This is a genomic window from Oceanispirochaeta crateris (assembly GCF_008329965.1).
GTDB classification, from domain to species: Bacteria; Spirochaetota; Spirochaetia; order DSM-2461; family DSM-2461; genus Oceanispirochaeta; species Oceanispirochaeta crateris.
This window is the reverse complement of sequence record NZ_CP036150.1, coordinates 228481-252539: the sequence shown is the minus strand read 5'-3', so window position 1 is coordinate 252539 and position 24059 is coordinate 228481. Positions and strand designations below refer to the sequence as shown.

General features: G+C 43.4%; 18 protein-coding genes. 11 read left to right on the top strand and 7 right to left on the bottom strand.

What is annotated here, in order from left to right:
* Position 1 precedes the first annotated feature (1 nt).
* Positions 2 to 3025, bottom strand: a complete 3024-nt coding sequence (locus tag EXM22_RS01085) for an ATP-binding protein (protein ID WP_168203271.1) — start codon at positions 3023 to 3025, stop codon at positions 2 to 4.
* A 292-nt stretch (positions 3026 to 3317) separates the two neighbouring features.
* Between EXM22_RS01085 and EXM22_RS01080 the strand changes: the two genes are divergently transcribed.
* Positions 3318 to 3905 carry a hypothetical protein gene (locus EXM22_RS01080; protein WP_149484732.1) on the top strand — a complete coding sequence of 196 codons (588 nt, stop codon included), beginning with the start codon at positions 3318 to 3320 and terminating at the stop codon, positions 3903 to 3905.
* Here EXM22_RS01080 and EXM22_RS01075 read toward each other — a convergent pair.
* Complete coding sequence (locus tag EXM22_RS01075) at positions 3894 to 5177, bottom strand: MFS transporter (protein ID WP_149484731.1); 1284 nt, start codon at positions 5175 to 5177, stop codon at positions 3894 to 3896. The genes EXM22_RS01080 and EXM22_RS01075 overlap by 12 nt on opposite strands.
* A gap of 212 nt (positions 5178 to 5389) precedes the next feature.
* On the opposite strand from EXM22_RS01075, the gene EXM22_RS01070 reads away from it, so the two are divergent.
* The 5 genes from EXM22_RS01070 to EXM22_RS01050 all read left to right on the top strand — a co-directional run bounded on the left by EXM22_RS01070 (position 5390) and on the right by EXM22_RS01050 (position 12299).
* On the top strand, positions 5390 to 6391 hold the full coding sequence (locus EXM22_RS01070) for a LacI family DNA-binding transcriptional regulator (RefSeq protein WP_149484730.1): 1002 nt from the start codon (positions 5390 to 5392) through the stop codon (positions 6389 to 6391).
* 44 nt (positions 6392 to 6435) lie between these two features.
* Complete coding sequence (locus EXM22_RS01065) at positions 6436 to 7764, top strand: ABC transporter substrate-binding protein (protein WP_149484729.1); 1329 nt, start codon at positions 6436 to 6438, stop codon at positions 7762 to 7764.
* Between the two features lie 61 nt (positions 7765 to 7825).
* Positions 7826 to 8908 (top strand): carbohydrate ABC transporter permease, encoded by a 1083-nt coding sequence (locus EXM22_RS01060; RefSeq protein ID WP_149484728.1) that lies wholly within the window; start codon positions 7826 to 7828, stop codon positions 8906 to 8908.
* Complete coding sequence (locus tag EXM22_RS01055; protein ID WP_246157055.1) at positions 8905 to 10008, top strand: carbohydrate ABC transporter permease; 1104 nt, start codon at positions 8905 to 8907, stop codon at positions 10006 to 10008. The genes EXM22_RS01060 and EXM22_RS01055 overlap by 4 nt, the downstream gene beginning before the upstream one ends.
* A gap of 17 nt (positions 10009 to 10025) precedes the next feature.
* Positions 10026 to 12299: a glycoside hydrolase family 65 protein gene (locus EXM22_RS01050; RefSeq protein WP_149484727.1), complete on the top strand. Its 2274-nt coding sequence runs from the start codon at positions 10026 to 10028 to the stop codon at positions 12297 to 12299.
* A 102-nt stretch (positions 12300 to 12401) separates the two neighbouring features.
* Here EXM22_RS01050 and EXM22_RS01045 read toward each other — a convergent pair whose 3' ends face one another.
* From EXM22_RS01045 to EXM22_RS01035, 3 genes are read right to left on the bottom strand one after another with little or no spacing between them, the layout of a single operon-like run.
* Positions 12402 to 13871, bottom strand: coding sequence for a monomeric [FeFe] hydrogenase (locus EXM22_RS01045; protein WP_149484726.1), 1470 nt, complete (start codon positions 13869 to 13871; stop codon positions 12402 to 12404).
* Positions 13864 to 14118 (bottom strand): NADH-quinone oxidoreductase subunit NuoE family protein, encoded by a 255-nt coding sequence (locus tag EXM22_RS01040; RefSeq protein ID WP_149484725.1) that lies wholly within the window; start codon positions 14116 to 14118, stop codon positions 13864 to 13866. Before EXM22_RS01040 ends, EXM22_RS01045 begins: the two co-directional genes overlap by 8 nt.
* Positions 14119 to 14130: 12 nt before the next feature.
* Positions 14131 to 14826 carry a hypothetical protein gene (locus EXM22_RS01035; protein ID WP_149484724.1) on the bottom strand — a complete coding sequence of 232 codons (696 nt, stop codon included), beginning with the start codon at positions 14824 to 14826 and terminating at the stop codon, positions 14131 to 14133.
* A 248-nt stretch (positions 14827 to 15074) separates the two neighbouring features.
* Between EXM22_RS01035 and aroE the strand changes: the two genes are divergently transcribed.
* Positions 15075 to 15947, top strand: coding sequence for a shikimate dehydrogenase (aroE, locus tag EXM22_RS01030; RefSeq protein ID WP_149484723.1), 873 nt, complete (start codon positions 15075 to 15077; stop codon positions 15945 to 15947).
* Positions 15948 to 16026: 79 nt separating this feature from the next.
* On the opposite strand, the gene EXM22_RS01025 is transcribed toward aroE, so the two are convergent.
* The gene (locus tag EXM22_RS01025; RefSeq protein WP_149484722.1) at positions 16027 to 17430 is read right to left on the bottom strand and encodes an HD domain-containing phosphohydrolase; all 1404 of its coding nucleotides are present in this window, start codon (positions 17428 to 17430) and stop codon (positions 16027 to 16029) included.
* A gap of 104 nt (positions 17431 to 17534) precedes the next feature.
* Here EXM22_RS01025 and EXM22_RS01020 point away from each other — a divergent pair, with 104 nt between their 5' ends.
* The 4 genes from EXM22_RS01020 (at position 17535) to EXM22_RS01005 (ending at position 22694) form a co-directional block, all read left to right on the top strand.
* Complete coding sequence (locus tag EXM22_RS01020; protein WP_149484721.1) at positions 17535 to 19088, top strand: hypothetical protein; 1554 nt, start codon at positions 17535 to 17537, stop codon at positions 19086 to 19088.
* An 11-nt stretch (positions 19089 to 19099) separates the two neighbouring features.
* Positions 19100 to 20191: a hypothetical protein gene (locus EXM22_RS01015; RefSeq protein ID WP_149484720.1), complete on the top strand. Its 1092-nt coding sequence runs from the start codon at positions 19100 to 19102 to the stop codon at positions 20189 to 20191.
* Positions 20192 to 20211: 20 nt separating this feature from the next.
* On the top strand, positions 20212 to 21543 hold the full coding sequence (locus tag EXM22_RS01010; RefSeq protein ID WP_149484719.1) for a hypothetical protein: 1332 nt from the start codon (positions 20212 to 20214) through the stop codon (positions 21541 to 21543).
* 215 nt (positions 21544 to 21758) lie between these two features.
* Positions 21759 to 22694 (top strand): UDP-glucuronic acid decarboxylase family protein, encoded by a 936-nt coding sequence (locus EXM22_RS01005; RefSeq protein ID WP_149484718.1) that lies wholly within the window; start codon positions 21759 to 21761, stop codon positions 22692 to 22694.
* Here EXM22_RS01005 and EXM22_RS01000 read toward each other — a convergent pair.
* Complete coding sequence (locus EXM22_RS01000) at positions 22667 to 24058, bottom strand: hypothetical protein (RefSeq protein ID WP_149484717.1); 1392 nt, start codon at positions 24056 to 24058, stop codon at positions 22667 to 22669. The two genes, EXM22_RS01005 and EXM22_RS01000, sit on opposite strands and share 28 nt — an antisense overlap.
* Between the last annotated feature and the right edge of the window lies 1 nt (position 24059).

Here is a 24059-nt window from a genome sequence, read left to right as displayed (position 1 = left end):
TCTAAGCCAGCAGCGCCTGTATACGAGCGGTCAGGTCTTTCAATGTAAAGGGTTTGCGAATGAGACCGACATTCTGAAACTCAGGCAGATTCTTCAATCGTTCTTCCGTATAACCGCTCATAAATAATACGGGCACATCATACCCTGAAGATCTGAGGTTGTGATATGCCTGAACACCGCCTAATTCCGGCATAATAACGTCTAAAAGGAATAAATCGATCTGTTCTGCGTCCTTTTGCTTCTTTTCAAGAGTTTCAATCAGGTCTTTCCCATTCATAAAACTCTTAACTATATAGCCGCTGTTTCTTAGCATCGTCTCCGTCAACTGCCTGACCATTGGATCATCCTCTGCCATGTAAACGATTGTATCCACCACTGGTTCTTCATGATTCTCATGAAGTGTCACCTTCTTGGAAGTGCTGACAATGGGTTCTATTCTTGGCAGGTAAATATGAAAACTACTACCCTTCTCCGGGTCCGTCTTTACGTTAAGATACCCCTTATGCTGCCTGATGATGCCATAGACAATTGAGAGGCCGAGGCCTGTCCCCTTCTCTCTCTCTTTCGTGGTAAAAAATGGATCAAAGATTTCTGGAAGTATACTCTCATCGATTCCAGATCCATTGTCCTGGACCGTTAGATGGACATAATCCCCTGCAGGAATGGTTCCATCAATACCGGGAAAAGACCTGAAAGTAGATTCAATAGACTGGCTGATTGTGAGGATTCCCCCGCGAAGCATGGCATCCCGGGCATTCAGACAGAGATTGATCAGAACCTGCTCTATCTGATGCTGATCTGCAAGAACCCAATCATCTCCGCCCTGGAGATCGGACTTCAGCTGAATATTTTCTTCTAAAAGCCGGCTAAAAATGGGAATCAGATTATAGACGAGACGAGACATTGAAAAAGCTTCCATATCCAGATTTTCTTTTCTACTGAACAGCAGCAGCTGTCTCGTAAGATTCCGGGCGCTGGCTGCTGTTTTGAGTATGGGTTCCACATACTCCACTATCTGCTGTCCTGCCGCTTCATCCTTCAGGAGTTGACTATACCCCAGAATGATTTGGAGAAGATTATTGAATTCATGTGCAATGCCTCCCGCCAGTTTACCAACGGCTTCCATTCTGGCCGCCTGACGAAGTTGTTCCTGACTGGCTTTCAAGGCGGCCCTGGTCTGGGTTAACTCAGAAAAGTCCTGAATGATTCCTGTGACAATGATTTTTCCAGACTCAGGATTTCTGGCAAGGCGGGCCATGAGATGAAGAATGCGGCTTCCATCCTTAGAGGGAATGGTCATCAGCGATTTAACGAGACTGTCTTCATTATGAAACATTGCGGAAAGGGGCACATCTTTCTTCCATTGGGAAAATATTATTTTCATCAGATCAAGCGACTCGGGTATTTCATCATCATTGGGATGAATTCCTGTCAGGGTGAAAACCTCTTTAGAGTACCAGTAGCGGTCAAATTCGGGATCATACTCCCAATTACCCACCATGGCCATGGCCTGGGCATCTCTCAGTCTCCTTTGCTCATTGTGCAGTTTCTGCTGCATCTTATCAGAATCTGAGATATCTCGGAATACGATAATGACACCCGAAAGAGTCCCTGATTCTGGATCATGGATAGGAGAAATACGAACCAAGATGTGGATGTTCAGTCCATGACGATTAAGTAGCATTGTATCCTGTTCCTGCACATGAACGGGGCTGCCCCTTAAAATCCTCTGAACCGGATCTATCAGCGACTCTCCGTTAGGATCTCTTTGGAGGGAGAGGATCTGAGACAGTGGCTGACTGAGCGCTTCTTCAAGGCTCCAACCGCTTATTCTTTGGGCAACTTCATTTAGAAAGGTCACAGTGGATTCACGATCTGTTGAGATCACACCATCCCCAATAGAATTCAGGGTCGTAAATAGTATTTGTTTTTGCTTTTCCACTTCTATAGAAGATTTATTTAAGAGTATAGATTGCCTGATAAGTGTCAGCATTATGAGAAGAAGTACCAGGATTGAGAATCCCAGCAGCTGTATTGTGATTCTGTAACTCGTAACAGGAGACTGGTTCAATAACAGGACATCCTCTGGAAGGAGAGACTCCCTGAATCCCCAGTAGTTCATCCTCTCATGATCAATGACATAAATAGAGGTATCTGTATCAACGATAGGAATAGAGGAAGGATTTGATCCTTTCACAATGCTGTTGATCTGCTCCAGAACTATTTTTGCCTGATTTTCTCCAGATGTAACCTTTCCTCCCAGAACTCCCTGACGAATGTGGAGCAGATTAAAAACCGGAACTGAAGTGGCCCTCTGCAATCTCCTGACAAACTCCTTTTCACTAATAAACGTAGCGCGTTCATCACGATACCAACTGGTTAGGAGTATAATAGAATCTTTTTTGAGGGTTCCACTCCATGAGAGCAATTCATCTGTACTAAAATGATGATGGTCAATGTAGTGGAAGTCAAGTTGAGTCAGATCTCCCTGTAAATCACGGGCCTGATCTTCAACCATCTGTTTGTTCCCATAGCCCGTGGGAGTGGCATCTGATATTACAAAAACTTTTTTAACCCCGGGAATCAGACTCTGTGCCAATTTCAGAGTATCTTGAAGATTGACCCGGCTGATAACACCCGTATGTGGAGATTTCAGCTTGTCCTGAAATTGGGGGTAATCATTGATTCCACAGAAAACTATGGGAACCCCGGGAAATAGATCCTGCCCCTTATTCGTCAGGAAATGAAGTGCATTATCATCGACAGCCACAATGAGGAGCAAATCCGAAGGGATATCAGTTCTGAGTTGAGTCAAAATAGAATCAGCTCTCTCCTCCAGGGAATAGCGTTTGCTGTCCATGTACTGCACAAAGAGATCCACACCGGGAAGATTCTCTTTCATCCCTTCCAGGAGAGTCTTATACAGAACATCTTCCCACTCATGTCCGGGATGATAAGAAAAGAGAAACAAAACTGAATGAGGGGACTTTTCAAGTTCTTGATTCTGGGCTGTTAAGAAAGGCATTTGTAGGAGGAGCAAGAATAATAGTATGTATCTGAAAGGACCCCTCATTAACCCTCCGAAAAAACAGGAAACTTCAACATATTACCATGAGAAGCTCCCTTAGGGGAGATTTGATTCACTCTCTTTTTTAAACAAAATCCACGATCAGGTAGATATTCAACAGAATTTTCAATTTAAATGTGAACCTACAAGACCGAATGGGAACAGAGTCAAAAGAAAAAAATACAAATTGGGCTGTTTGTTTCCTGCGAAAAATATTTACCCAGAATAGCGTACGTGGTATCTTTTATTCATGGTCATCAATAGTAATTTACCCATAAAAAAACCTCTGCCTGTGACGACGACCGTCATTGTTGTAGCAGTAGGAATGAATGGACTCCTGTTCATGATGAACGACGCTCTGTCCCTTCCCTTATTTTTTGACTCTTTCTTTACAATCATGATTTCAGCCTTCTTTGGTCTGGTCCCGGGGATTATCACAGGACTTTTGTCAAATCTTTTTTACGAAGTGTTAATGGGGTTCCCCGGCAATTTCTATCCCTTTGCTTTGGTCAATATGTTCACTGCCATAGCAACAGCTGTAATGGTAAGAAAAGGGTTTCTCAATACTCCCATAGGAGTCATCTGGATTATTTTTGTATTGACCCTTGGAAATTCCATCCTGGGGGCTGTCATTGTGACATTTCTATTTGAAGGCTTCACCAACCTGGTAGCCGATGATATCGTCAAGGCCATCATACATACGGGGAATTCTATATTCACCTCGGCCCTGTTTACCCGTATTCTGATCAATTTTACCGATAAAGGCATTGCCGTACTCCTTACCTACTTTCTTTACCGCCATTTTTCAAAAATGGATAGGACAAGCTCAACTCCTTGAAATCATATCGTCTTGAGCCTTTACCACATCTATTGGGCATATCATTTTATTGACAATTGGGATGGCTAAAAGAGAGAAAACTCCCAGAATCGGGAAAAGCAGAAGGAATGTAATATCCCTGAGGAGAAATCCAAGAATGAGAGGCGCCACAGCACTACTCAAATTCAGAGCACCGTAGATTCCGGAATATAGAGCCCTCCGATCTTCCTGACTAATCTGAACCAAAACAGCTTCTCCGCACATTTTATGAGCCCCTGCCAGGGCTCCCAAGAGAGGGAAAACAACATAGATAACACCCGGGCCAATTCCGCTTACAAGAAGGATGGTCAACAAGAAAGGAATAAACAGACTGGCCGTAGCCTGAATCTTCAAAAGACCTTTAAAACCGAGGGGCTTAATGATCTTCGGCCAAATAAGATTAGAAAGGACCATCCCGCCCATCTGGAGAAGAACGATAGTCCCAATGATTTGAGGGGAAAGAGAAAAATGCCTCATCAAAGAGGGGAGATAAAAAGGAATGATCACGATAGATAAAGAGAGTAGATTTATGGCAATGCAATAGAATCTGAAGGTTCTATCCTCTTTCAAGATGACCTTCATGGATGAGAAAACTCCCTTAATTCCAGGAGTCGTGGGGGCAGTTGTTTCCGCCCCAAGAGCTACATCCGGTTCTCTGATCATCCAGAATCCGATTGATCCTAGAGCCAGCATCAATGAAGCGAGAGCAAACAGAAATGTATATTTTTGAGTTCCTGAAAACCCGGCCAGGACATACCGGGTGAGAACTCCCGAAATTAGCACACCCAGGCTCCAGAACACCTGTTTATGTAGAAAAAACTTATGTCTCAGTTCTTTTGGAATGGTGACTCCTATGAGGGAAACATAGCTGATACCGGAAAAAGCACCCGAGAGAGTAAAGACGGTGAGTCCGCAATAAATAAGAATCAGAACGATGGAAGGTGAAAAGGAGTCAACACTGTTCAAAAGCAGACCTATGCCGAAAAGAGCGGACATTCTGGCATACAATCCCGCCAACAGGAAGGGCTTCTTTCTTTTCCTGGATTGGATAAAAGGCGCAAATAGCAGCTGTGAGATCAGAGGAAAACCGATCATGATGGCCGTTATAAACCCAATGTGTACTTCAGAGCCTCCTATTTGGAGAACCAAAGCGGGCAATACAGAGTTTACCTCTGTAAAGGTCACCGTGAGTGCTAAAAAAATACCATGCCAGAGAAAACCTGCATAACTTAATTTGTGCGCCTTAGTGATCATGATATGAGTCTCCTATTGGGTTATTATAATACAGGCAGATCCATCTTCTGTGAAGAAGCGGAATAGACACACAGCAATTCTCTTTTTAGCAGACTAGAAGGAGAAATTATTAAGAATTAGAATTTGACAGATCTCTTTGAAAGGGTTTATTCTTTCAATACATGAAAGTACTTTCATAAAAGTTCTTTCTATCTATTTTTAAATAGGATGTTATGAATAAAAGAGCAACCATCTACGATGTAGCCGAGGATGCAGAAGTAAGCATTACAACTGTCTCCCGTTATCTCAATAACCCGGAGAGCGTCAAGAAAGAGACGGGTCTCCGAATATCATCCAGCATGGAAAAACTCGACTATATCCGTCAGGGTAATGCGGGTTCGAATGCCAGCCGGTCATTCCGCAGAGTGGGAGTTCTGACCCCCTTCTTTCCTGCCCCTTCTTTTGTAGAGAGATTGAGAGGCATGATCCCCTACTTCAAAGAAAAAAACTTCGAAGTCATTATTTACACCATAGAAAGCCCGGAACAGCTTGCTGAATATTTGAGTTCTGTCCCCTTCACAAGACGACTGGACGGACTCATTCTCATGTCTATCCATCTGACTCCGGCTCAAAATCGCCTTCTTCAGGCATCTGATCTTCATGTGGTTATGATTGAATCAGATGATGAAAACTACAGCAGAATTCTTGCAGATGATCAGCGGGGCGGCCAGATGGCAGCCGAGCTGTTTATAAAGAAGAACTACCTCCCTTGCGCTTTTATGGGGGATGAAAACCAAAGCATCACCTATAGTTGTCACCCCTCAGAATTGAGACTGAAGGGCTATATGGAGACCTTACAAGATGAAGGAGTCACCCTTCCTGACTCTTTGATCATGGAATCCAATACCACGGTAGAGGACTCACACCGAGTATTCCGTAAGTTTCTGGACGAGGGGAACCGTGTGAGGGCCATCTTTGCCATGTGTGATCTCCAGGCAATTGGAATTATGAAAGCCGCCAGGGAAATGAATATCAGGATTCCCGAAGACCTGGCCGTACTGGGATTCGACGATATAGAGTCGGCAGACTGGATGGGATTGTCATCCATCTCCCAGCATCTGGGAGATTCAGGGCGGATTTCCGCAAAGCTCCTTCTGGAACTGATCACTGGCAACAGCAATGCCATACAAAAAGTAAACCTTCAAGTAGAGCTCATAGAGAGAGGAACGACCTAATATGTATTTCACAACCCAAGGGTTGTATAGATAAGGAGTAGAGTATGAAAAAAATTGGTATTCTGATCATCGCATTGTTGATGTTTTCTACTGCAGTCTTTGCAGCAGGCCAGAAAGAGGCGAGTCCTGCTGCATCAGAAACGGCAATGGCAGATGATGCCTATGCGGCAGTACGGGGTAAAGTTGTTACAATGGCTGGACCTTTTGTAGACAATGATGCCATCAAATTCGAGCAGTCCGTCAAATCCTTTGAAGAGATGACAGGAATCGACATTCAATACGAAGGTTCAAAAGAATTTGAAGCCTCCATCGGGATCAGTATAGAAGGTGGAAACGCTCCCGACATCGTAGACTTTCCTCAGCCAGGGCTACTCAACAACTTCGTTGCCAAAGGCTACGTCATAGACTTGAACAAAGTCCTGGATATGGAAAAAGTAAAATCCAATTACATACAGAGTTGGCTCGATATGGCCACAATGGAGTCTCCTGACGGACCGATAATGGCAGGCCTTTGGGGCCGTGTAAACGGAAAGTCTCTGGTCTGGTATAACAAGAAAGAGTTTGATGCAGCAGGATATAAAGTACCGACAACATGGGCAGAATTAGTCAGCCTCCAAAAAATGATTATCTCCGACGGAGACAGCCCCTGGGCCGTGGGTATAGAATCCGGTGCAGCCACAGGCTGGGCTGCCACAGACTGGGTAGAAGAAATGATGCTCCGCACCACAAGTCTTGAAAACTATGACAAATGGGTTTCGGGAGAACTAAAATTTGACAGCCCAGAAGTTCGTGGTGCCATTGAAACCATGGCTTCAATCTGGTTTGCTGACGGAATGGTTTACGGTGGACGGAAAGGGATTGCCACAACCAGTTTTGGAGATGCTCCCAAGGTCATGTTTGAAAAACCACCTAAAGCCTGGTTGCACAAACAGGGGAACTTCATCACATCCTTTTTTCCAGACAACCTGAAAGCCGGAGAAGATTATGACTTTTTCTATCTTCCCAGCGTAGATCCTCAGTATGGAAAACCCGTGCTGGTAGCCGGTGACATTTATGCCATGTTTAACGACAGACCTGAAGTCCGGATGGTTATGCAGTATTTTGCCACAGGCGCCTCTGTAGAAGGCTGGGTCAAAGCAGGGGGAGCCATCTCTCCCCACAAAGACTCTCAGTTGAGTTGGTACACAAATATTGTTGACAGAAAGGTTGCAGAAGTCATCCAGAATGCGACCAGTGTTCGTTTTGACGGATCAGACCTAATGCCCGGTCAGGTTGGAGCCGGTTCATTCTGGAAAGAAATGACCGATTATGTTTCCGGAACAAAAACTCTGGATCAGGCCGTAAAGGCCATTGATGCCTCTTGGCCAGAATGATGTAAATATTAGAGAGGATGAATGACCATCCTCTCTATTCCTTTATAAAGAGGAGACCCTTATGAGCCAAAGAATCGATTCAAAATGGAATCGGAGTGTTTTAGTAGCCCTTGTATTACTCACATTTGGGGTTCTGGTTGGAGGATTTGCGATCCTTCAGAATATGCAGAGTTATAAAGTATTCATGACAATCTTTGCGGTCATCTGGGGACTAGGCTCAGTGGCATTGCTCTATTTTGTTTTGAATGCGGTAGCAGAATCGATGCCCCACAAAATCCGATCGACTGCAGTGGCCGTAGTGTTTGCTGGTCCCGCCGTGGTTATGCTCTTCTGGGCCCTGGTTATTCCGACACTTCGTTCACTGCGACTCAGCTTTGCTGATGCGAATGGAAACGGTTTTGTTTCTTTTGACAATTATAAATTTGCCTTCACAGATCCGATCATGATAGAGAGTTTCAGAAACAACCTGCTGTGGATGGTCTTCGGAACCTCTTTCTGTATTATTACAGGATTACTCATTGCGGTTTTAGCCGATAAGAGCAAGGCAGAGAAAATATTCAAATCCCTCATTTTTATGCCCATGGCCATCTCTTTTGTAGGTGCCGGGGTCATTTGGAAATTCATGTATGCCTATAAAGGAGAAGGGATCAATATAACAGAAATTGGACTCCTGAATGCCATTGTTACCGCCTTTGGAGGGGAGGCTCAAGCCTGGCTTCTTCTGCCTGTGTGGAACAATTTTCTCCTGATCATCATTATGGTCTGGCTGCAGACGGGGTATGCCATGGTTATCCTTTCTTCTGCCATAAAAGGGATACCCGATGAAATCAATGAAGCAGCACGTGTAGACGGTGCCAATGGATTGACCATATTTTTCCGGATTACCATCCCCTACATCATGCCTACCATTGTGACAGTCACCACAACTATTCTGATTTTCAGCCTGAAACTGTTTGATATTGTCAGAGTCATGACCGGAGGAAACTACGGAACAAATGTTATGGCCAATGAGTTTTACTTAAGGCAGTTCACCTATGGAAATTCTGGTGAAGCCTCGGCTATTGCCATCGTTCTTCTCGTGGTCATAATTCCTGTTTTAGCCTACAACCTAAAACAATTCAGGGATAGGAAGGTATTGAAATGAGCCATATGATCAAAACAAGAAAGTCCCTAACAGGACGAATTCTGGTACTGATAACTCTCGTTGTAATTGTTACCGCCTGGACGATACCGACCTTGGGTGTCTTTGTAACATCCTTTCGAGATTCCAAAGATATTTACAGCTCTGGTTGGTGGTCGGTTCTCCCTCATAAAGATTTTGTAAAAACCGCTGAATTTGAACTTCCGGCAGACACGAATCCCGATGCTCCCATCGAGTTGGAGGGAGTGACAGCAGACTTTGCCGACTGGCGTGAAGGAATAGCCGTATCCGAAAATAGGACTCTCCGCTGGTATGGGAATAAAAGATCACGAAAAATTGAAGTCTACGAGGAAAAATGGATAGGATTCGGGGCCAATTTAACCCTGCAGAACTATAGAGATGTCCTATCTGGGGGTACGGTAGACTTTGTCGATGGAGAAGGAAACACAATCACCCGGCAAGGGAACGATTTTGCAGATGCCGTACTAAACTCTATTGCCGTAGCCATTCCGGCAACGATAATCCCCATTCTTATTGCAGCCTTTGCGGCTTATGCCTTTGCCTGGATGGAATTTCCCGGAAGAAAACCTCTGTTTATCATGGTAGTGGCACTTCTGGTTGTGCCTCTGCAAATAGCCTTGATCCCCATTTTAAGAGACTATACCCGGTGGGGTCTCAATGGAACGTTTGTAGGTATGTGGCTGGCCCATACTGGTTTTGGCCTCCCCCTGGCAGTCTATCTGCTCTACAACTACATCAGTACACTTCCCCGGGATATATTTGAGTCGGCCTATCTGGACGGAGCCACTCCCTTTGTAACCTTTGTACGCCTTGTATTGCCCTTATCCATCCCGGCCTTAGCCAGTTTTGCCATTTTCCAGTTCCTCTGGGTCTGGAACGACTACCTTGTGGCACTGGTCTTCCTGGGAGATAAAAACAGGGTTGTCACAAGCGCCCTGGCTGCCATGATTGGAGAAAAAGGACAGGATTGGCATCTTCTCACGTCCGGTGCTTTCCTGAGTATGATCATTCCGCTGACCGTCTTCTTTGGTCTACAGAGATTCTTTGTAAGAGGCCTTATGGCCGGATCTGTTAAGGGCTGATCATCCGGGGGGATCATTTGAAGAACGAAAAGACTCTTTGGACAATCACCAGAAATTTTGGGGACTCCCGCTTAATGCCAGAGTTGAAGACTCTCCTGTTTTGCGGCAATGGTTTTCTAGGAGTTCAGGCCAATGCCCCCGGGAGTTCTCAAACTTCGGGGACATTCATCAATGGCTTTTATGAGACAACCCCCATTACTTACGGAGAAAAAGCATACGGATACCCCGGGATGCAACAGGTAATGATTCCCCTTGTAGATGTACTTAACTGGGAGGTCAGTAAAGCGACAGCCTCAGGCTATGAGGCTCTGGATATTTCAAAAGGAACCATAGAACTGGATATGCAAAAGGGTATCCGGAAGACGAGCTGTCAGATCGTCGGCTCTGATGGTTCAGACCTATTGATCCAGGAAGAAGTGCTCACCTCCCTTGTACACTCACAGTGTCTTTACAGCCGAATAACACTGAAAGGCAGGGGGAAATACAGGATTACCAGAAGGATAGGACCTCCAAACCTTGAAAGTAAAGAAAGCGGCGATCCCCGTAAAATGGAATCTCTTCAAAAAGATCTTTTCAGGAAGAGTGACTACACAGTCACTTCCCGGGGATGCATGATTGAAGAGACAACCACCTCCAGTAATTTGAGTTACCGATGCACGGTCTGCCTCGATAGGTTTTCACGTTATGAAGGGATAGAGTCCAATCAGTACGAAACCCTGTATCAGGATATAGATTTAGATGAATCATCGGAATCTTCCAGATTGCTGATGGCTCGTTTTGAAGCCGATCCCCCCTCAGGGTTGCCTTCTGAAAAAGTAAGGGATGAGCAGAAGAACTTCCCAATGGATTGGCAGAAAATCTGCTCTGAACAAGAAAATTACCTGAAAGACTTCTGGAAGAAAGCTGATACGATCATCGAGGGAAAACCCGAATATACCAGAGCCCTGCGCTACAACAGCTATGGGCTCCTCCAGTCGACAGGAACAGATCCTGCTCGGAGCGGAGCCGCCAAAGGACTGAGCAGTGGAGGTTATAACGGCCACACCTTCTGGGATGCCGATATTTATATTCAAGGAGCGCTGAATAATATAGATCCCCGGCGTGCCAGGACTCTTGTAGAATACAGGATTGCCCATCTCAAGGAAGCCCGGGACAGGGCTGAAGAACTTTCAGAAGTTGGAGCCCTCTACCCCTGGAGGACCATTAACGGGAGAGAATGTTCGGCCTTTTTCCCCGCAGGGACTGCTCAATTTCATATCAATGCAGATATTATATGGGGATTGAAAAGCTTCCTGGACCACAGTGGAGAAAGGGATATTCTCTTAAAAGGCGGTGCGGAAATGCTTTTCGAAACGGCCCGTTTCTGGGCGGCCTTTGCCCTTGACGTCCCGGGTAAAGGCTACTGTCTCCACTGTGTCACCGGGCCGGATGAGTATACGGCACTGGTGAATAACAACTTTTATACGAATCTGATGGCCAGAGAACATCTGAGCTTTGCCCATGCCACAGCCCTGGAACTGCTGGATGAGTTTCCAGAATGGACAGCAAAACTGATAAAACAGCTGAATCTGAGCATCCGGGAGATCAACTCCTGGCGGCATATAGCCCATCATTTTTATCTACCGAAAGTTGAGGACTCCCTCATATACAAACAAGATGATTCATTTCTGGAAAAGAGTCCCTGGGACTGGGAGCATACGCCTCTGGAGAAAAGGCCCCTACTCCTCCACTATCATCCCCTCAAGATTTACCGCCACCGCGTCATGAAACAACCCGATGTCATCATGGGGCTCCTCCTGCAGAAACAGTATTTTGATAAGGAAGTTTTTGCTTCCAATTTTGACTATTATGAGCCTCTCACAAGCGGGGACTCCTCCCTATCCTCTGCCATCCAATCGGCAGTTGCAGCCCTTGGAGACAGGCAGGAACAGGCTGAAGACTATTTTAGAAAGAACTTGTTCCTTGATCTGGAAGACAAGGAGGGAAATACGGATAACGGAATTCACCTGGCCGCCATGGGGGGAGCCAGAATCGCCTTACTCTATGGTTTTGCCCATATGGAAATCTCGGCGGGGGTATTGCATTTGAATCCTGATTTCCCCAGGAACTGGGGTAGGATTTCCTTTTCCCTGCTGCACAAAGGAGTTCTGCTGAAAGTTCACTATGATCCATCAGATCAAAGCGTACAATTAACAGCAGATGCACCTTTAAACATTGAAATAAATGAAACCCAAATCAGGCTTTCCAAAAATGAAAAACAGACAGTTCGGATTTTCCAAGAAATCTCATAAAATCTCAGAGGTCCAAATTAACTCTACTCAATATTGAACTGTTTCATAAATATGTCCAAATCCCGGGGAGAAAAGAGAAAACTCAACTTTTCTCCCGGCATTTTATACATTGACCGCATCGGGAATTCGACATACCGACTGGCCTTCGGAGGCATAATTTTTGATTTTGACTCCCGCAGATTTTGGATTATTCAGAATGGACGAACCACCGACACATCCTCCCTGGCAAGCCATGACTTCTATAAGATTTCCTTCGCTGCATGTCCCTTTCTTCGCAAATGATCTCAGCAGGGCAATGGCCTTCTTATCCAACCCGTCTATGCAAAAGGGTTTTATGGGAGCACTCTCGGGGGCGGCGGCCGCAACGGCTCTACTGACCCCTCCCGAAATAGCAAACTCCCGGGCTTCGCTGGAGCTGGGGACAGCAAATTCATAATCTTCACATTCACTCAGTTCAATCTGCTTAGCAACAAACAAGGCACCCATTTCTTCGACACTCATGACATAATCCACATAGGGATCTTTTAAACCTTCCTTCCTTTTGGCCACACAGGGTCCCACAAAAACAGTGATGCATCCTGGAAAACGTTCCTTGGCTATTTTGGCACTATAATGCATGGGAGTTGGTGTATCGGAAACGAAGGGTTCCAGTTCCGGAGCGAGCTTGACCACCATCTCCCGATAGGCGGCACAGCAGGATGTCGTCATAAAAGACTCTCCCTGGGCCATTCGTTCTGCAAACTCCCTGGCTTCATGCAAAGTGGTCAGATCGGCTCCTTCTGCCACTTCCTGAATATGGGAAAACCCGATTCTTGTCAAAGCCGTAGCAAGTTTACTGATGGGTTCGGGAAACTGACCCTGCAAAGCGGGAGCGATGAGGGCCACAACCGGAACATCACTATTGACTGATTTTAAGATGTCGATCAACTGGCTTCTCTCATGTATCGCTCCAAAAGGACAGCCGGAAACACAAGCTCCGCAGCTGATGCAGCGTTCATAATCAATTTCCACAACACCCAGTTCGTTCTTACTGATGGCCTTGACCGGACAGACCTCCTCACAGGGAACACGGAGTCTTGCAATGGCGCTGTAAGAACAGGCATTGATGCATTTTCCGCAATTTTTACACAAATCGGCATCGATCTCGGCTTTTGAATTATTGATTTTAATGGCTCCGAATTTGCAGGATGCCACACAGGACTGGGCCACACAACCCTGACACATATCGGTCACGTGAATGCGAACGGGTACACAACCCTGACAGGCTGTATCAATGGCTGTAAGAACTTCTCCGTCCAGTTCCTCCCGTTCAACCGCATCCTGAGCGTAGTGGGAAAGAAGCTTTATCTGGTCATCTTCGCCAACTGAAAACCCAAGACCTGCAATGACTCTCTCTCTGATGGCCGCCCTCTCCTTATGGATACAGCACCGATAGTGGGGGTCACTGTGTTTTGGACGCATCTTGAAAGGGATCTGATAGGCTGATGTAGGGAAATCTTCGGAATCAAAGGCCTGGATAATCTTTACCAAAACCTGTTTATTCAAATTACTCGTCAGTTTTATATTACTCATCAATCTCACTCTTAATTTTATCTATAACCCTCTCTATGGATGCCGTATCAACGATTTGACCATTCACCTTCACATAGGGGGCCTGGTTGTATTTTTCATCCTTGCAGAGTCCCAAGCAGTTCCGCGGAATAATATTGATCTTATCCCTTAAATCAGCTCCAAGAACTCTCTCCAGGTCCTGGAGCTGGGATCCACCCAAAACAAAACAGGTTGTTCCAAAGCAGATTTCCACATCAATCTTTTTCATTTCTTACCACTCTTATATGAATTCAATTTCAATTTTTTTCTGATATTCCTCTTCCAGTATTCTGGCGATCCCTTTGACAACAGTCTTCCGCAACTCCAGCTCTACCGGCCATTTTGGGTCGGAATAAGCCAGATTCTTTTGCATTCCCACCATGAAAGTAATGCTGTCATTTCCCTTCAAAAGATCAACAAGCCGGCTAGCTGCATTCCTAGTCTCATGAGACGGAGGATTTTTCAGATATTCCAGTACTCTGGACATTGTGAGGATTCCCTCTGTCACCAGGTCCACTCCCTCCATCATTGAGATTCCGGGAAGGGTCCCTGAAGCCATTGTTGTCTCAATGTTTCGACCCAGTTCCCGGGCTACAATATTCGAAGTAGTTCCTCCGCAGATGATCTTCTGTCCGGAAAACTGCATAAATCGCTGACAGTGTTCCCTATCTTTTTCTTTTTGACAAGGAGGACCCGTAAAAACCAGAAGAGCCTTGGGAGTCCGTGCATGCAGGACAACGGAGGCACTTGTCCTTTGAAGATTATAGGCCTGAATGGCCTGAACAGGATTATGAGAAAGAACAGAAATCATCCGTTGCTTCCCTTGAAAACTCATTGAAAGGAAAGCATCATCTATACGATGATGGCTTATCTTCCTGGGCTGAGAACAGGAAATATCTTTAAAATGAAGCTTTTTCGTTCTTTGTGACTGTTTCATAAATGCACTTCCTGTTTACGATATTTATTTATCGATATTAATGTAACGATAGAAAGGCTGAGTGTCAAGGAGTCAGTACACTAAAAAGTCATTAGATTTATGATGCTGACCAGGCAAAACTCACTGTCTGCATCCTTTGAGTAGCAAAAGAATCGTATACAGATTAAAATAGTGCTAAAAGGGAGATGGCAGCAGAGAATGGACTGTTTGATTCTCCAGAATACTTTTTTATGCAAGGTGGTTTTTTCATGGGACATAGTTATAAATCCGAACTGGTAGGCGTATTTGGACATCCTGTTGCAGAGAATCCCACCATTGTGATGCTGGAAGCCGCTTTCAAAGAACTGAACATCCATTGGAGATACCTGACTATCGAAGTCTTACCCCAGGATCTTAAAGAAGCCATTTCAGGCATGCGAGCCATGCAAATGAAGGGCATCAATCTGACCATCCCCCATAAAATTGAAGTCATTCAATACCTGGATTCAATAGCAGAAGATGCATCCCTGATTGGAGCGGTGAACACGGTAAGAAAAGATAAGGACAGGCTCATCGGTGAGAATACAGATGGCAAGGGATTTTTAGAATCACTTAAAAATGATGCCAAAGTGAACCCCAAAGGCAGGAACTTTTTGATACTGGGGGCCGGAGGAGCCGCCCGGGCGATCTCAGTGGAACTGGCTCTGGCCGGGGCTAAACAAATATCCATAGCAAACCGTACGGCTTCAAAGGGCCAAGCCCTTGTCAAACATCTGAACGATCACACAGGAACTCATTCAGAATTTATATCCTGGGATGGCTCAATTTCAATTCCTGACACAACGGATATTTTGGTAAACGCCACATCCATAGGCCTATTTCCAGATGTGGATGAAAAACCTGAATTAAACTATGACAGCATTAGAAAGAATATGGTAGTTTGCGATGTTATTCCCAATCCTCCTTTGACAGCGTTCTTATATGAAGCTTCCAAGCGAGGTGCCAAAACCCTTGATGGTCTGGGAATGCTTGTATACCAGGGAGCCATAGGATTTAAGATGTGGACTGGTCTGGAAGCCCCGCTGCCCATCATGAAGGATGCCTTATCCAAGGAGTTCGGGGGAGAATCTTCAAACCAGTAAGCACCAGAGCACAATTCTAAAGAGAAGAATGATCCCCATAGTCTAAAAACTGCAAGATTTAAAAAAGGAATGGATGCAATTAGTAGTCCCGGTTCATATACAGCTCTCTAAATTTAGATGCATTATTTTCAAATATTTGTACAAGAAATGGATCAAAGTGTTTTCCACTCTCCTGTAAGATTTCATTAACAGCCTCATCATAACTCCAGGAATCTTTATACGGCCGCTTTGTTGTTAGAGCATCAAAAACATCAACGATGCTGACAATTCTTCCAAAGAGTGGAATATCCTCCCCTTTAAGTCCATAAGGATAGCCCATTCCATCAAAACGTTCATGATGTGAGATGGCAATGATAGCTCCTGCCTTAAGGAATTTACTCGAAGGGTTCTGCATAATTTCATAACCAATGACCGTATGATTTCTCATAATCTTCATCTCTTCATCATTCAGTTTCCCTGGCTTTAACAGTATAGAGTCAGGAATACCGAGTTTTCCCACATCATGAAGAGGGGCAGCATAGTAGATAAGGTCCCGGCTTTCCTGATCCAGATCCAGTAACTCGGCAAAAAGGAGAGCGTAGTCACTCACCCTTTTGATATGGGCTGCCGTTTCCGGATCCTTATAATCCGAGGCACGGGCCAAAACATCCAGAGTTTCATATTCCCGAGTGTGAAGCTCTTTGAGAACAATAGCCTCATTCAGTGCATACTCTTTCAAATTGGAATAAGCCAGATCAAAATTTGAAATCAATGTATTAAAGTCATAGGCAAGATCCCCAATCTCATCGGGATATTCAATCCTGACCTTTTGAGAGAAATCTTTGTTCTCCATAATCTTATGAATGGTATTTCTAAATCTTTGAATCGGGGCGGTTATTGTATTTAAAAGTCCAATAATGGCTATGACTATCACAATCAATATAATAATAAAACTCAGAATTTGCTGAATTGTAATCTCACGGATATCATCTTTAAAAGAACGGGATTCCTCGATTAAATAAACTTCCCATTCAGGAAAATCCAGCAGCACCGATAAACCATAGTAGGAATCCGATCCCAAAGTAAATTGATATAATCCTCCATTTTTGTGATAGGAGGCACTTTTCATTTCATCAGAAAAATGACTCGCCCATGACAGATCTCCTGTAGAAAACATCAATTGTCCCGAATCATCCAGGGCCAGTATGTATTCCGAATCATTCTGGATCATCCCGTTGGCATAATTTTTTAAAGAATCCTGTATTATATCGAGATATACCGCATCAGTTGAAAGGCCGCTTTCCTGCAAATTGGTCCACTGCTGCTTTGCATAGGATTCATATTGTCCAGCCTTGTATCGAATGAGTTGACTTGATTTCCTCATAAGGCTGTTTCGAGTGGAGATTACAGAGATATACCCGACAACCATAAAACTACAGACGAGGATTGGAATGATCATTATAATCATCTTGGTTTTGATATTGATTCTATACATTTTAGTCATAAAAAAAACTCTCCACGGTACATTTCAACAACTCTAGCTGAAATAGCATTGAAAATGCAAGTTTATTTTTATAACATAACAATAAACAGATTATAATATACAAGATGGGCAGCATGAGGGAAAATACAGATTTTGACATTAATAATATCTCCGAAGAAGACAAAGAGACAATTCTAATCGGCATAGAGAGAAAATTCTCAAACTTTTTCTTTTCAACCCCCCATGAGATAGAATACAAGAGTCACTCAAAAGGACTCATTCTTCCTGCGACAGTGATTATGATTGCCATCTTGCTGAGTTTAATCGGTATTTTTATATTTGGGAATGTTATCAATAAGACATATACAGTGGAGGAAATCCTGAGTTCAAGTGTCAGTAGTGATTCTGAATGGGCCATACTCAAAGCTTTTCAAGATGAAGCATCATTGAAGATCCGATCCAAAGAGAAGGAAATTACCGTATATAAAGAAAGAATAGCAGAATACGACCAAAGACTTAATTCTCTGAGAGATCTCATTGAACTGAAGAAGCAGGCTGAAAAGCAATTTTCAGAAGAAAGAACAAAACTTAGTCTCGCCGGTTTGACCAGGGAAGCAATCGATTCAAGAATGATCAGTATGGAAAATGACCTTCTTTTGAATCTAACAAACGAAATGGTAGAGTTTTATAGTCTGAGCCTAGATGATCTGAATTTGAAGATCGATGAAATTCTGAATGAAAGAAATGAGACTGAAGAGGTTCTTGAAGCGGCCGTTTCCGAAAAGGAATTACTGGTTGAAGAGCAACAGAATCTCCAGGGATCCATAGAGTCCCTGGAAAGTCCTGCTTCTATGATAACAGAACAGGAAAATCCAATTATCAATGATTCAGAATTAAAAACAAAACAGTCTGAAATTTTTATGGACATCGTGCAGCGTAAATTCCTTGAGATTTTTCAGGATATTCAAAATGAGAATCCACAGGAAGGGTTAGCTAAACTAACTGAAATTGAAAAATTTATGAAAGATCAAAATGAGACTGATAGATTAGTCCCCCCAAAAACCTTTGAATTCTACCAGAACTTGATCCCCTTGCTTCAAGAAAATATGGGGGTCAAAATAACATCTCAGAATGAAAACTCAAAAAGAACTGATCGATACAGCGCACTTATGACAGAATTAGGCCGTTTATCACGAGCACTCACTAACGAATACGCCAGTGGGGAATACAGGTCAAAAGAATCTGAGCTACGGCAGAAGATAGATTCCATTCCAGAATTATCAAACGCCTTCTATATCCTTCAAAAAATTGATTCTGACAACATTCGAAATCAGGAGAGTCCTTCCCTATCGACGGAAAGTGAAGTGGATTCAACCCTAGAGGCACAGAGTGTAAATAAAAAGAATGAAGAGCCGGATATCATCACAGGTATGATTACAAAGGCTCAGTTTAATAAGATTACAATTCAATATGATGATGAAAGTGAGCTAAAAATTGGTGCAGAATTCACGGTAGTCAAAGATCGGAATAAAAATGAAGAGTTGGTTCTAGCGAGTGGAATTATCACATCTTTTGAAGAGGGTTTTGTTCTTGGAGAATTGGAAATACTCTATGATTTTTCAGTAAAACCCGAAGCAGGAGACCAGGTGGTGTTTCAAAGCGATACCAAAGGAAACTGAAAATAAAAAAAATGAAGAATCAAAATCTTTTCAAATATACTCTCAAGCTGTTCGTCCTCCTGACAGCTATAATTCCGGTCAATACTATTAATGCAGAAGAAGTAGAACGGGAACCCAATATCCTGGTTTTTACCAAGAGTGATTCAAAGGATTTTTTAAAACTCATAAACGACACCACAACGAACAAACTCAAAGAGTACAACTTGAACACCATACAGGTAGAAGATGTAATAACCATTGAAGAGCTCCTAGATAAAGCAGGCTGGCTGGGAGCATTTTTTATAATTGAAACGCACTATACCCAAACGGATCATAATCTATCACTGATAATGAATTGCTATTCAACCTGGGATAAACAGCTACTCATCTCAATACAGAGGGATTCGTATCTGGAAGGTTTTTCCAATGCATATATCAACAGCAGCGTAGATAGAATTATTCCCGTTATAAGAGAACATCTGGAAATTGTAAAAGCAGAACCGCCTCCCGGTTGGGACTGGTGGAGTAATAACAAAGTAGACAGTGAAGAAGGGTTCACAGAAGTAGAGAAGGTTCCCACGGAATCCATTGAAGAGGCCCCCCTTGAAATAGAAGCTGAAGTAAAGGAAGTTAAAATTGAGGAATCCTTGATTACTGTATCCTTGTCAGGTTCACCACTCATTAGTACTGGAAAGGCAGCTGAATATTTTTCCTACGGATCTCATTTCTCGCTTTATGGCGCTTATCAATTAAAGAAATGGAAAATGGATCTTGATCTGGGAGGACGGATTTCCTGGGATCACTTTGAAAGTGATGGACTGCTAACCAGTTCCACTAATAATTTTTATTCTTTGGGTCCGGAAATACAGATGAGTCTTGGTATCGCCTCCGGGAGCAGATTACTTGCAAGGCTCAGTTCAGGATTATCCTACTTCACAGTGAACTCATCCAATAAGGATCTGACCTATTCCACACTCCCCTATCTGTCCTTGGGGCTTGGTGCAGAAATTCCTCTGTATGACAGCTTCAGTTTTTACTATTCGGGAGATTATACATTCTATTTTGAACAATCTACAATTTTTTCAGGATTTTACCCCACTTTGGGTGTAAATTTATCATTGTAGTTCCATAGACGTATTTCATAATGCAAAAGATAAACCTAAAAGCAATCCTGATCTTTCAGATCGTAATCATCATTTTAGCGGCGTGTGTACAAGCGACCCCTTTCTCGGAAATATTGGACGGACCTGATGGGCAGGTCTTATCCATTAGCCCCTCTGAGGCTCAGCTTTTAAGCTCCCAGAGTCTTACTCTTGAAATAGAAGGCGGCGTACCGCCCTATGAGCTTACTCTGTCGACCGCCTTGGGAGGTAGTGGTGAAAAGCTAACAGACAACAGCTATACGGCTCCATCGGACAAAACAGGTATGGTCATTGTGCAGGTAGAAGACAGCTACGGAGCAACAGGCCAATCCCTGCTCACCATAGTCTCTCCATCTGTCTCGCTTCTAACACTCAGTCCCTCCTTTATTTCAATCTACAGAGGGAAAAAAGTAACTCTGGAAGCAAACGGAGGAACTGGTGAGTACAGTTATTCACTGGAACAATCCATTGGCGGTACGGGGGAATCTCTGATAAACAACCTCTACACGGCCCCCTCGGACCTGGGAGGAACAGCCATCGTGAAGGTAACAGACAGCCAATTGAATACGGCGGAAACAACCATCAATGTAGCCACAAGCTCTCCTGCATTAGATGATGTAAACTATAATACTGTATCGGTAACCACATATGAATCTGACTATTCGGGTGGCAGTGATTTTTCAGGATCATTTACCTTTAAAAACAGCGGCTCTGACGACGGTACCCAGTCCATTTCTTGGATTGTCTACTACTCAGAAGACTTGATCATCGGAAGTGGAGACACCATCGTTTCTCAGGGTTCCGAATCGCCCCTGGAGGCCTACCAGGATTCTCTTTCCATACCCTTTTCCGGAACTTGGCCCTATCCGGATAAAAATACGGATTATAACTTGATCGTCTCGTTGAGCGCCGAGGATGATCTGTATTTCAGTGATAACACAGGATATATTACCGTACCTGTTGAAATTGTTGTTATGAAAAATATCGATTATCTGATTGAGGATACGGATGAACATACACCACCTTCTAATGTTGGTGATGAGACATATATTGGATTTAATATAAAGAATGAGGGTTCAGCAGACGGTACTGATCAGATTTTCTGGGGAGCCTATGCTTCTGAAGATGAGAATTGGGACGAAGAGGATACACTCATCACATCAGCAACAATTGAAGCACTCCTAAGTGGAGATTATTCAGATTGGTTAGATTTTAACCTTCCTTGGCCTGAGCTTACTGGAACCTATTACCTCATCTTAAAAGTATTGGCCGAAGATGAAATCAACAAAACAAACAATTACGAGATAATTGGCCCTTTTGTCGTCGACTCCTAAACGTTTGGTCATCACAAACTGACTCAGACACTCTGCTTACTACGGGGAAGAAGAGGACACTCCCCAGCGTCAGGTGGTTCTGCTCCCCACAGAGGATGGAAAAAAGCCTCTGTTTCATGCTGCCGGCCTGCTTTAATGGTTAATGATAATTCACCGGATTTGTTGTATATTATTAGTTTACAGATAATTCATTTTGTTACCTATTAGGCTAAAACATGATAAGAATATTGGTTACTGGAGGAGCTGGTTTAATCGGATCTCATCTATGTTCTAAACTGCTGGAATCAGGCAATAAAGTACTATGCCTCGATAATTTTTTCACTGGTACTAAAGAGAACCTGCTCCAGCTTATGGATAATTCCTATTTTGAAATTCTTCACCATAACATCATTAATCCCATATCTCTTGAATTGGACCAGATCTATAATCTTGCCTGTCCTGCTAGTCCCATCCACTACCTGCATGATCCAGTACAGACAACAAAAACCAGTGTAATAGGGGCCATAAACATGCTGGAACTGGCAAAAAACCTGAATATCCCCATCCTTCAAGCATCTACAAGTGAAATATACGGTGATCCGGAAATACATCCGCAATTGGAAAGCTATTGGGGAAATGTTAACACAATAGGGCCAAGAGCATGTTATGACGAGGGGAAACGATGCGCCGAAACTCTTTTTTTCGATTACTACAGGGAGAACAAAGTCAACATTAAAGTGCTCCGGATATTCAATACATACGGTCCCCATATGAGAAGTGACGATGGCAGAGTTGTGAGCAATTTTATTGTCCAGGCATTGCAGAATCAGGATATCACAATCTTTGGAGATGGAAACCAGACCAGAAGTTTCTGCTATGTGGATGATATTGTAAATGCTATGATACAAATGATGGATTCAAAGGATTTAACCGGACCGATCAATATCGGGAATCCCATGGAAGTGACGATGAACGAATTAGCTGATATGATAATTGAGCTGACAGACTCTAAAAGTCAAAAAGTATACCTACCCCTTCCCAAAGATGATCCCAAAAGAAGAAAACCCGATATTACCCTGGCCAGACAGAAATTGAACTGGGAACCAAAGATTGATTTAAGAGAAGGTCTGTTGAAAACAATAGACTATTTCAAAAGCCCCCGGCCTTCCTGATTAAGCTGGGCAGAATGCTTATGAATATCCGGCCAGATTTTAAGGAGCTTACCATACATCCCCATATGATATTGAATATCATCAGAATTGAAACCATATCGTTTTTTTGAAAAAAGGTAAGAAGGCTCCCTCAGAAGTTCATAGATGTCATCAAGCAGAAGGTCTGTGTCGGTAGCCCAGGAAACAGGCTTCCGTTTGTATTCCTCCAGGAGATTTTCCAACTCCAGTGCATAGACCTGTATGCTTTTGCTCCAGAGATCATGAACAACCTCGACAAACTCTATTTTTCCGAAGCTTGAAAACTCCAATAATACATCAGCAATATCATTTAGGCGATTATGTGGAGATGTAATTTCACGATCCGGTCTGCAGGCAAGGATAACAGACATAATGAGATCTACCAAATTCGGTTTTAATCTCTGCATGCTGTCTTCTGCGTAAAATCTCGTGTCCTCAGGACTATGAAACAATCCAAAACCCAGAAATGCGGTATTACTATTCAGATTTACTAGACGAGTCATGACAGAAAATAAGAGATCCACACTTCTTCCTAGAGGAAAAAAAGGAGGTATAAACTCTTTGTTAAGGACTCCGATATTCATTCCCATCAAATGGGTTCCAGACCCTATGGTCGTCCCTTTTGGAATGCGAATGATGTCCCTGGCAAACTTATTCCTGTTGTACACCTCATCAGAAGCAAGCTTAATTCTTCGATTCTCCCCTTTAAGCCTCATCAGGAAGCGGAGATTACCCATACCAGAGTCCCCATAGGCACCTGAAGTCGTAAGGGAGATAACTTTATCATCATCAACGGATTTGCCAAGAAGTCTGTAATGCTCTGTAAGAACATCCACACTGAAATCCTTTGCTTTCTCCAGCATCTCATCCCTGGAATGAAAAATTTGAAGATCTGCTGGGAGATATGCATTGGAATATTCCAGTTTATCTGAAAGAGTGTTCTCGTAATGACCGGGCTGACAATATACGTCATCATCAGACTGAATATAATTCCTGCCCGCTGTCGCAAGAATCAGCTGATTTGAATTGTGTCCAAAATGATTGGTATTGTTATCATGAACCAAAGCATAGGATAGGACCTCAGGATCAAAGTCAGTTGCAAGACTCTGAATGAAGTCAGAACTAGTTTTTTTTCCAATGCCAACTGTTTCTATACCTGAAGTTTTTTTAATGTCTTCCGCAATAGAAACAGCAAAATCACAATGTTCTTGAGTTTCAAGATCGGAAGAGATTATAAAAGTTGGTTTGTGATTAAAAAAGACAGCATTGTCTGCAAAGCTTCTCATGCTGTCTTTCAAACAGGACCGACTGGCAAGTGTCGGCCATCCTATGAACATATCTTCCATA

Coding starts and splice junctions, on each gene's coding strand:
- EXM22_RS01085 (WP_168203271.1), bottom strand. CDS start 3,025: ATGCCTTTCTTAACAGCCCAGAATCAAGAACTTGAAAAGTCCCCTCAT.
- EXM22_RS01080 (WP_149484732.1), top strand. CDS start 3,318: ATGGTCATCAATAGTAATTTACCCATAAAAAAACCTCTGCCTGTGACG.
- EXM22_RS01075 (WP_149484731.1), bottom strand. CDS start 5,177: ATGATCACTAAGGCGCACAAATTAAGTTATGCAGGTTTTCTCTGGCAT.
- EXM22_RS01070 (WP_149484730.1), top strand. CDS start 5,390: ATGAATAAAAGAGCAACCATCTACGATGTAGCCGAGGATGCAGAAGTA.
- EXM22_RS01065 (WP_149484729.1), top strand. CDS start 6,436: ATGAAAAAAATTGGTATTCTGATCATCGCATTGTTGATGTTTTCTACT.
- EXM22_RS01060 (WP_149484728.1), top strand. CDS start 7,826: ATGAGCCAAAGAATCGATTCAAAATGGAATCGGAGTGTTTTAGTAGCC.
- EXM22_RS01055 (WP_246157055.1), top strand. CDS start 8,905: ATGAGCCATATGATCAAAACAAGAAAGTCCCTAACAGGACGAATTCTG.
- EXM22_RS01045 (WP_149484726.1), bottom strand. CDS start 13,871: ATGAGTAATATAAAACTGACGAGTAATTTGAATAAACAGGTTTTGGTA.
- EXM22_RS01040 (WP_149484725.1), bottom strand. CDS start 14,118: ATGAAAAAGATTGATGTGGAAATCTGCTTTGGAACAACCTGTTTTGTT.
- EXM22_RS01035 (WP_149484724.1), bottom strand. CDS start 14,826: ATGAAACAGTCACAAAGAACGAAAAAGCTTCATTTTAAAGATATTTCC.
- aroE (WP_149484723.1), top strand. CDS start 15,075: ATGGGACATAGTTATAAATCCGAACTGGTAGGCGTATTTGGACATCCT.
- EXM22_RS01025 (WP_149484722.1), bottom strand. CDS start 17,430: ATGACTAAAATGTATAGAATCAATATCAAAACCAAGATGATTATAATG.
- EXM22_RS01020 (WP_149484721.1), top strand. CDS start 17,535: ATGGGCAGCATGAGGGAAAATACAGATTTTGACATTAATAATATCTCC.
- EXM22_RS01015 (WP_149484720.1), top strand. CDS start 19,100: ATGAAGAATCAAAATCTTTTCAAATATACTCTCAAGCTGTTCGTCCTC.
- EXM22_RS01010 (WP_149484719.1), top strand. CDS start 20,212: ATGCAAAAGATAAACCTAAAAGCAATCCTGATCTTTCAGATCGTAATC.
- EXM22_RS01005 (WP_149484718.1), top strand. CDS start 21,759: ATGATAAGAATATTGGTTACTGGAGGAGCTGGTTTAATCGGATCTCAT.
- EXM22_RS01000 (WP_149484717.1), bottom strand. CDS start 24,058: ATGGAAGATATGTTCATAGGATGGCCGACACTTGCCAGTCGGTCCTGT.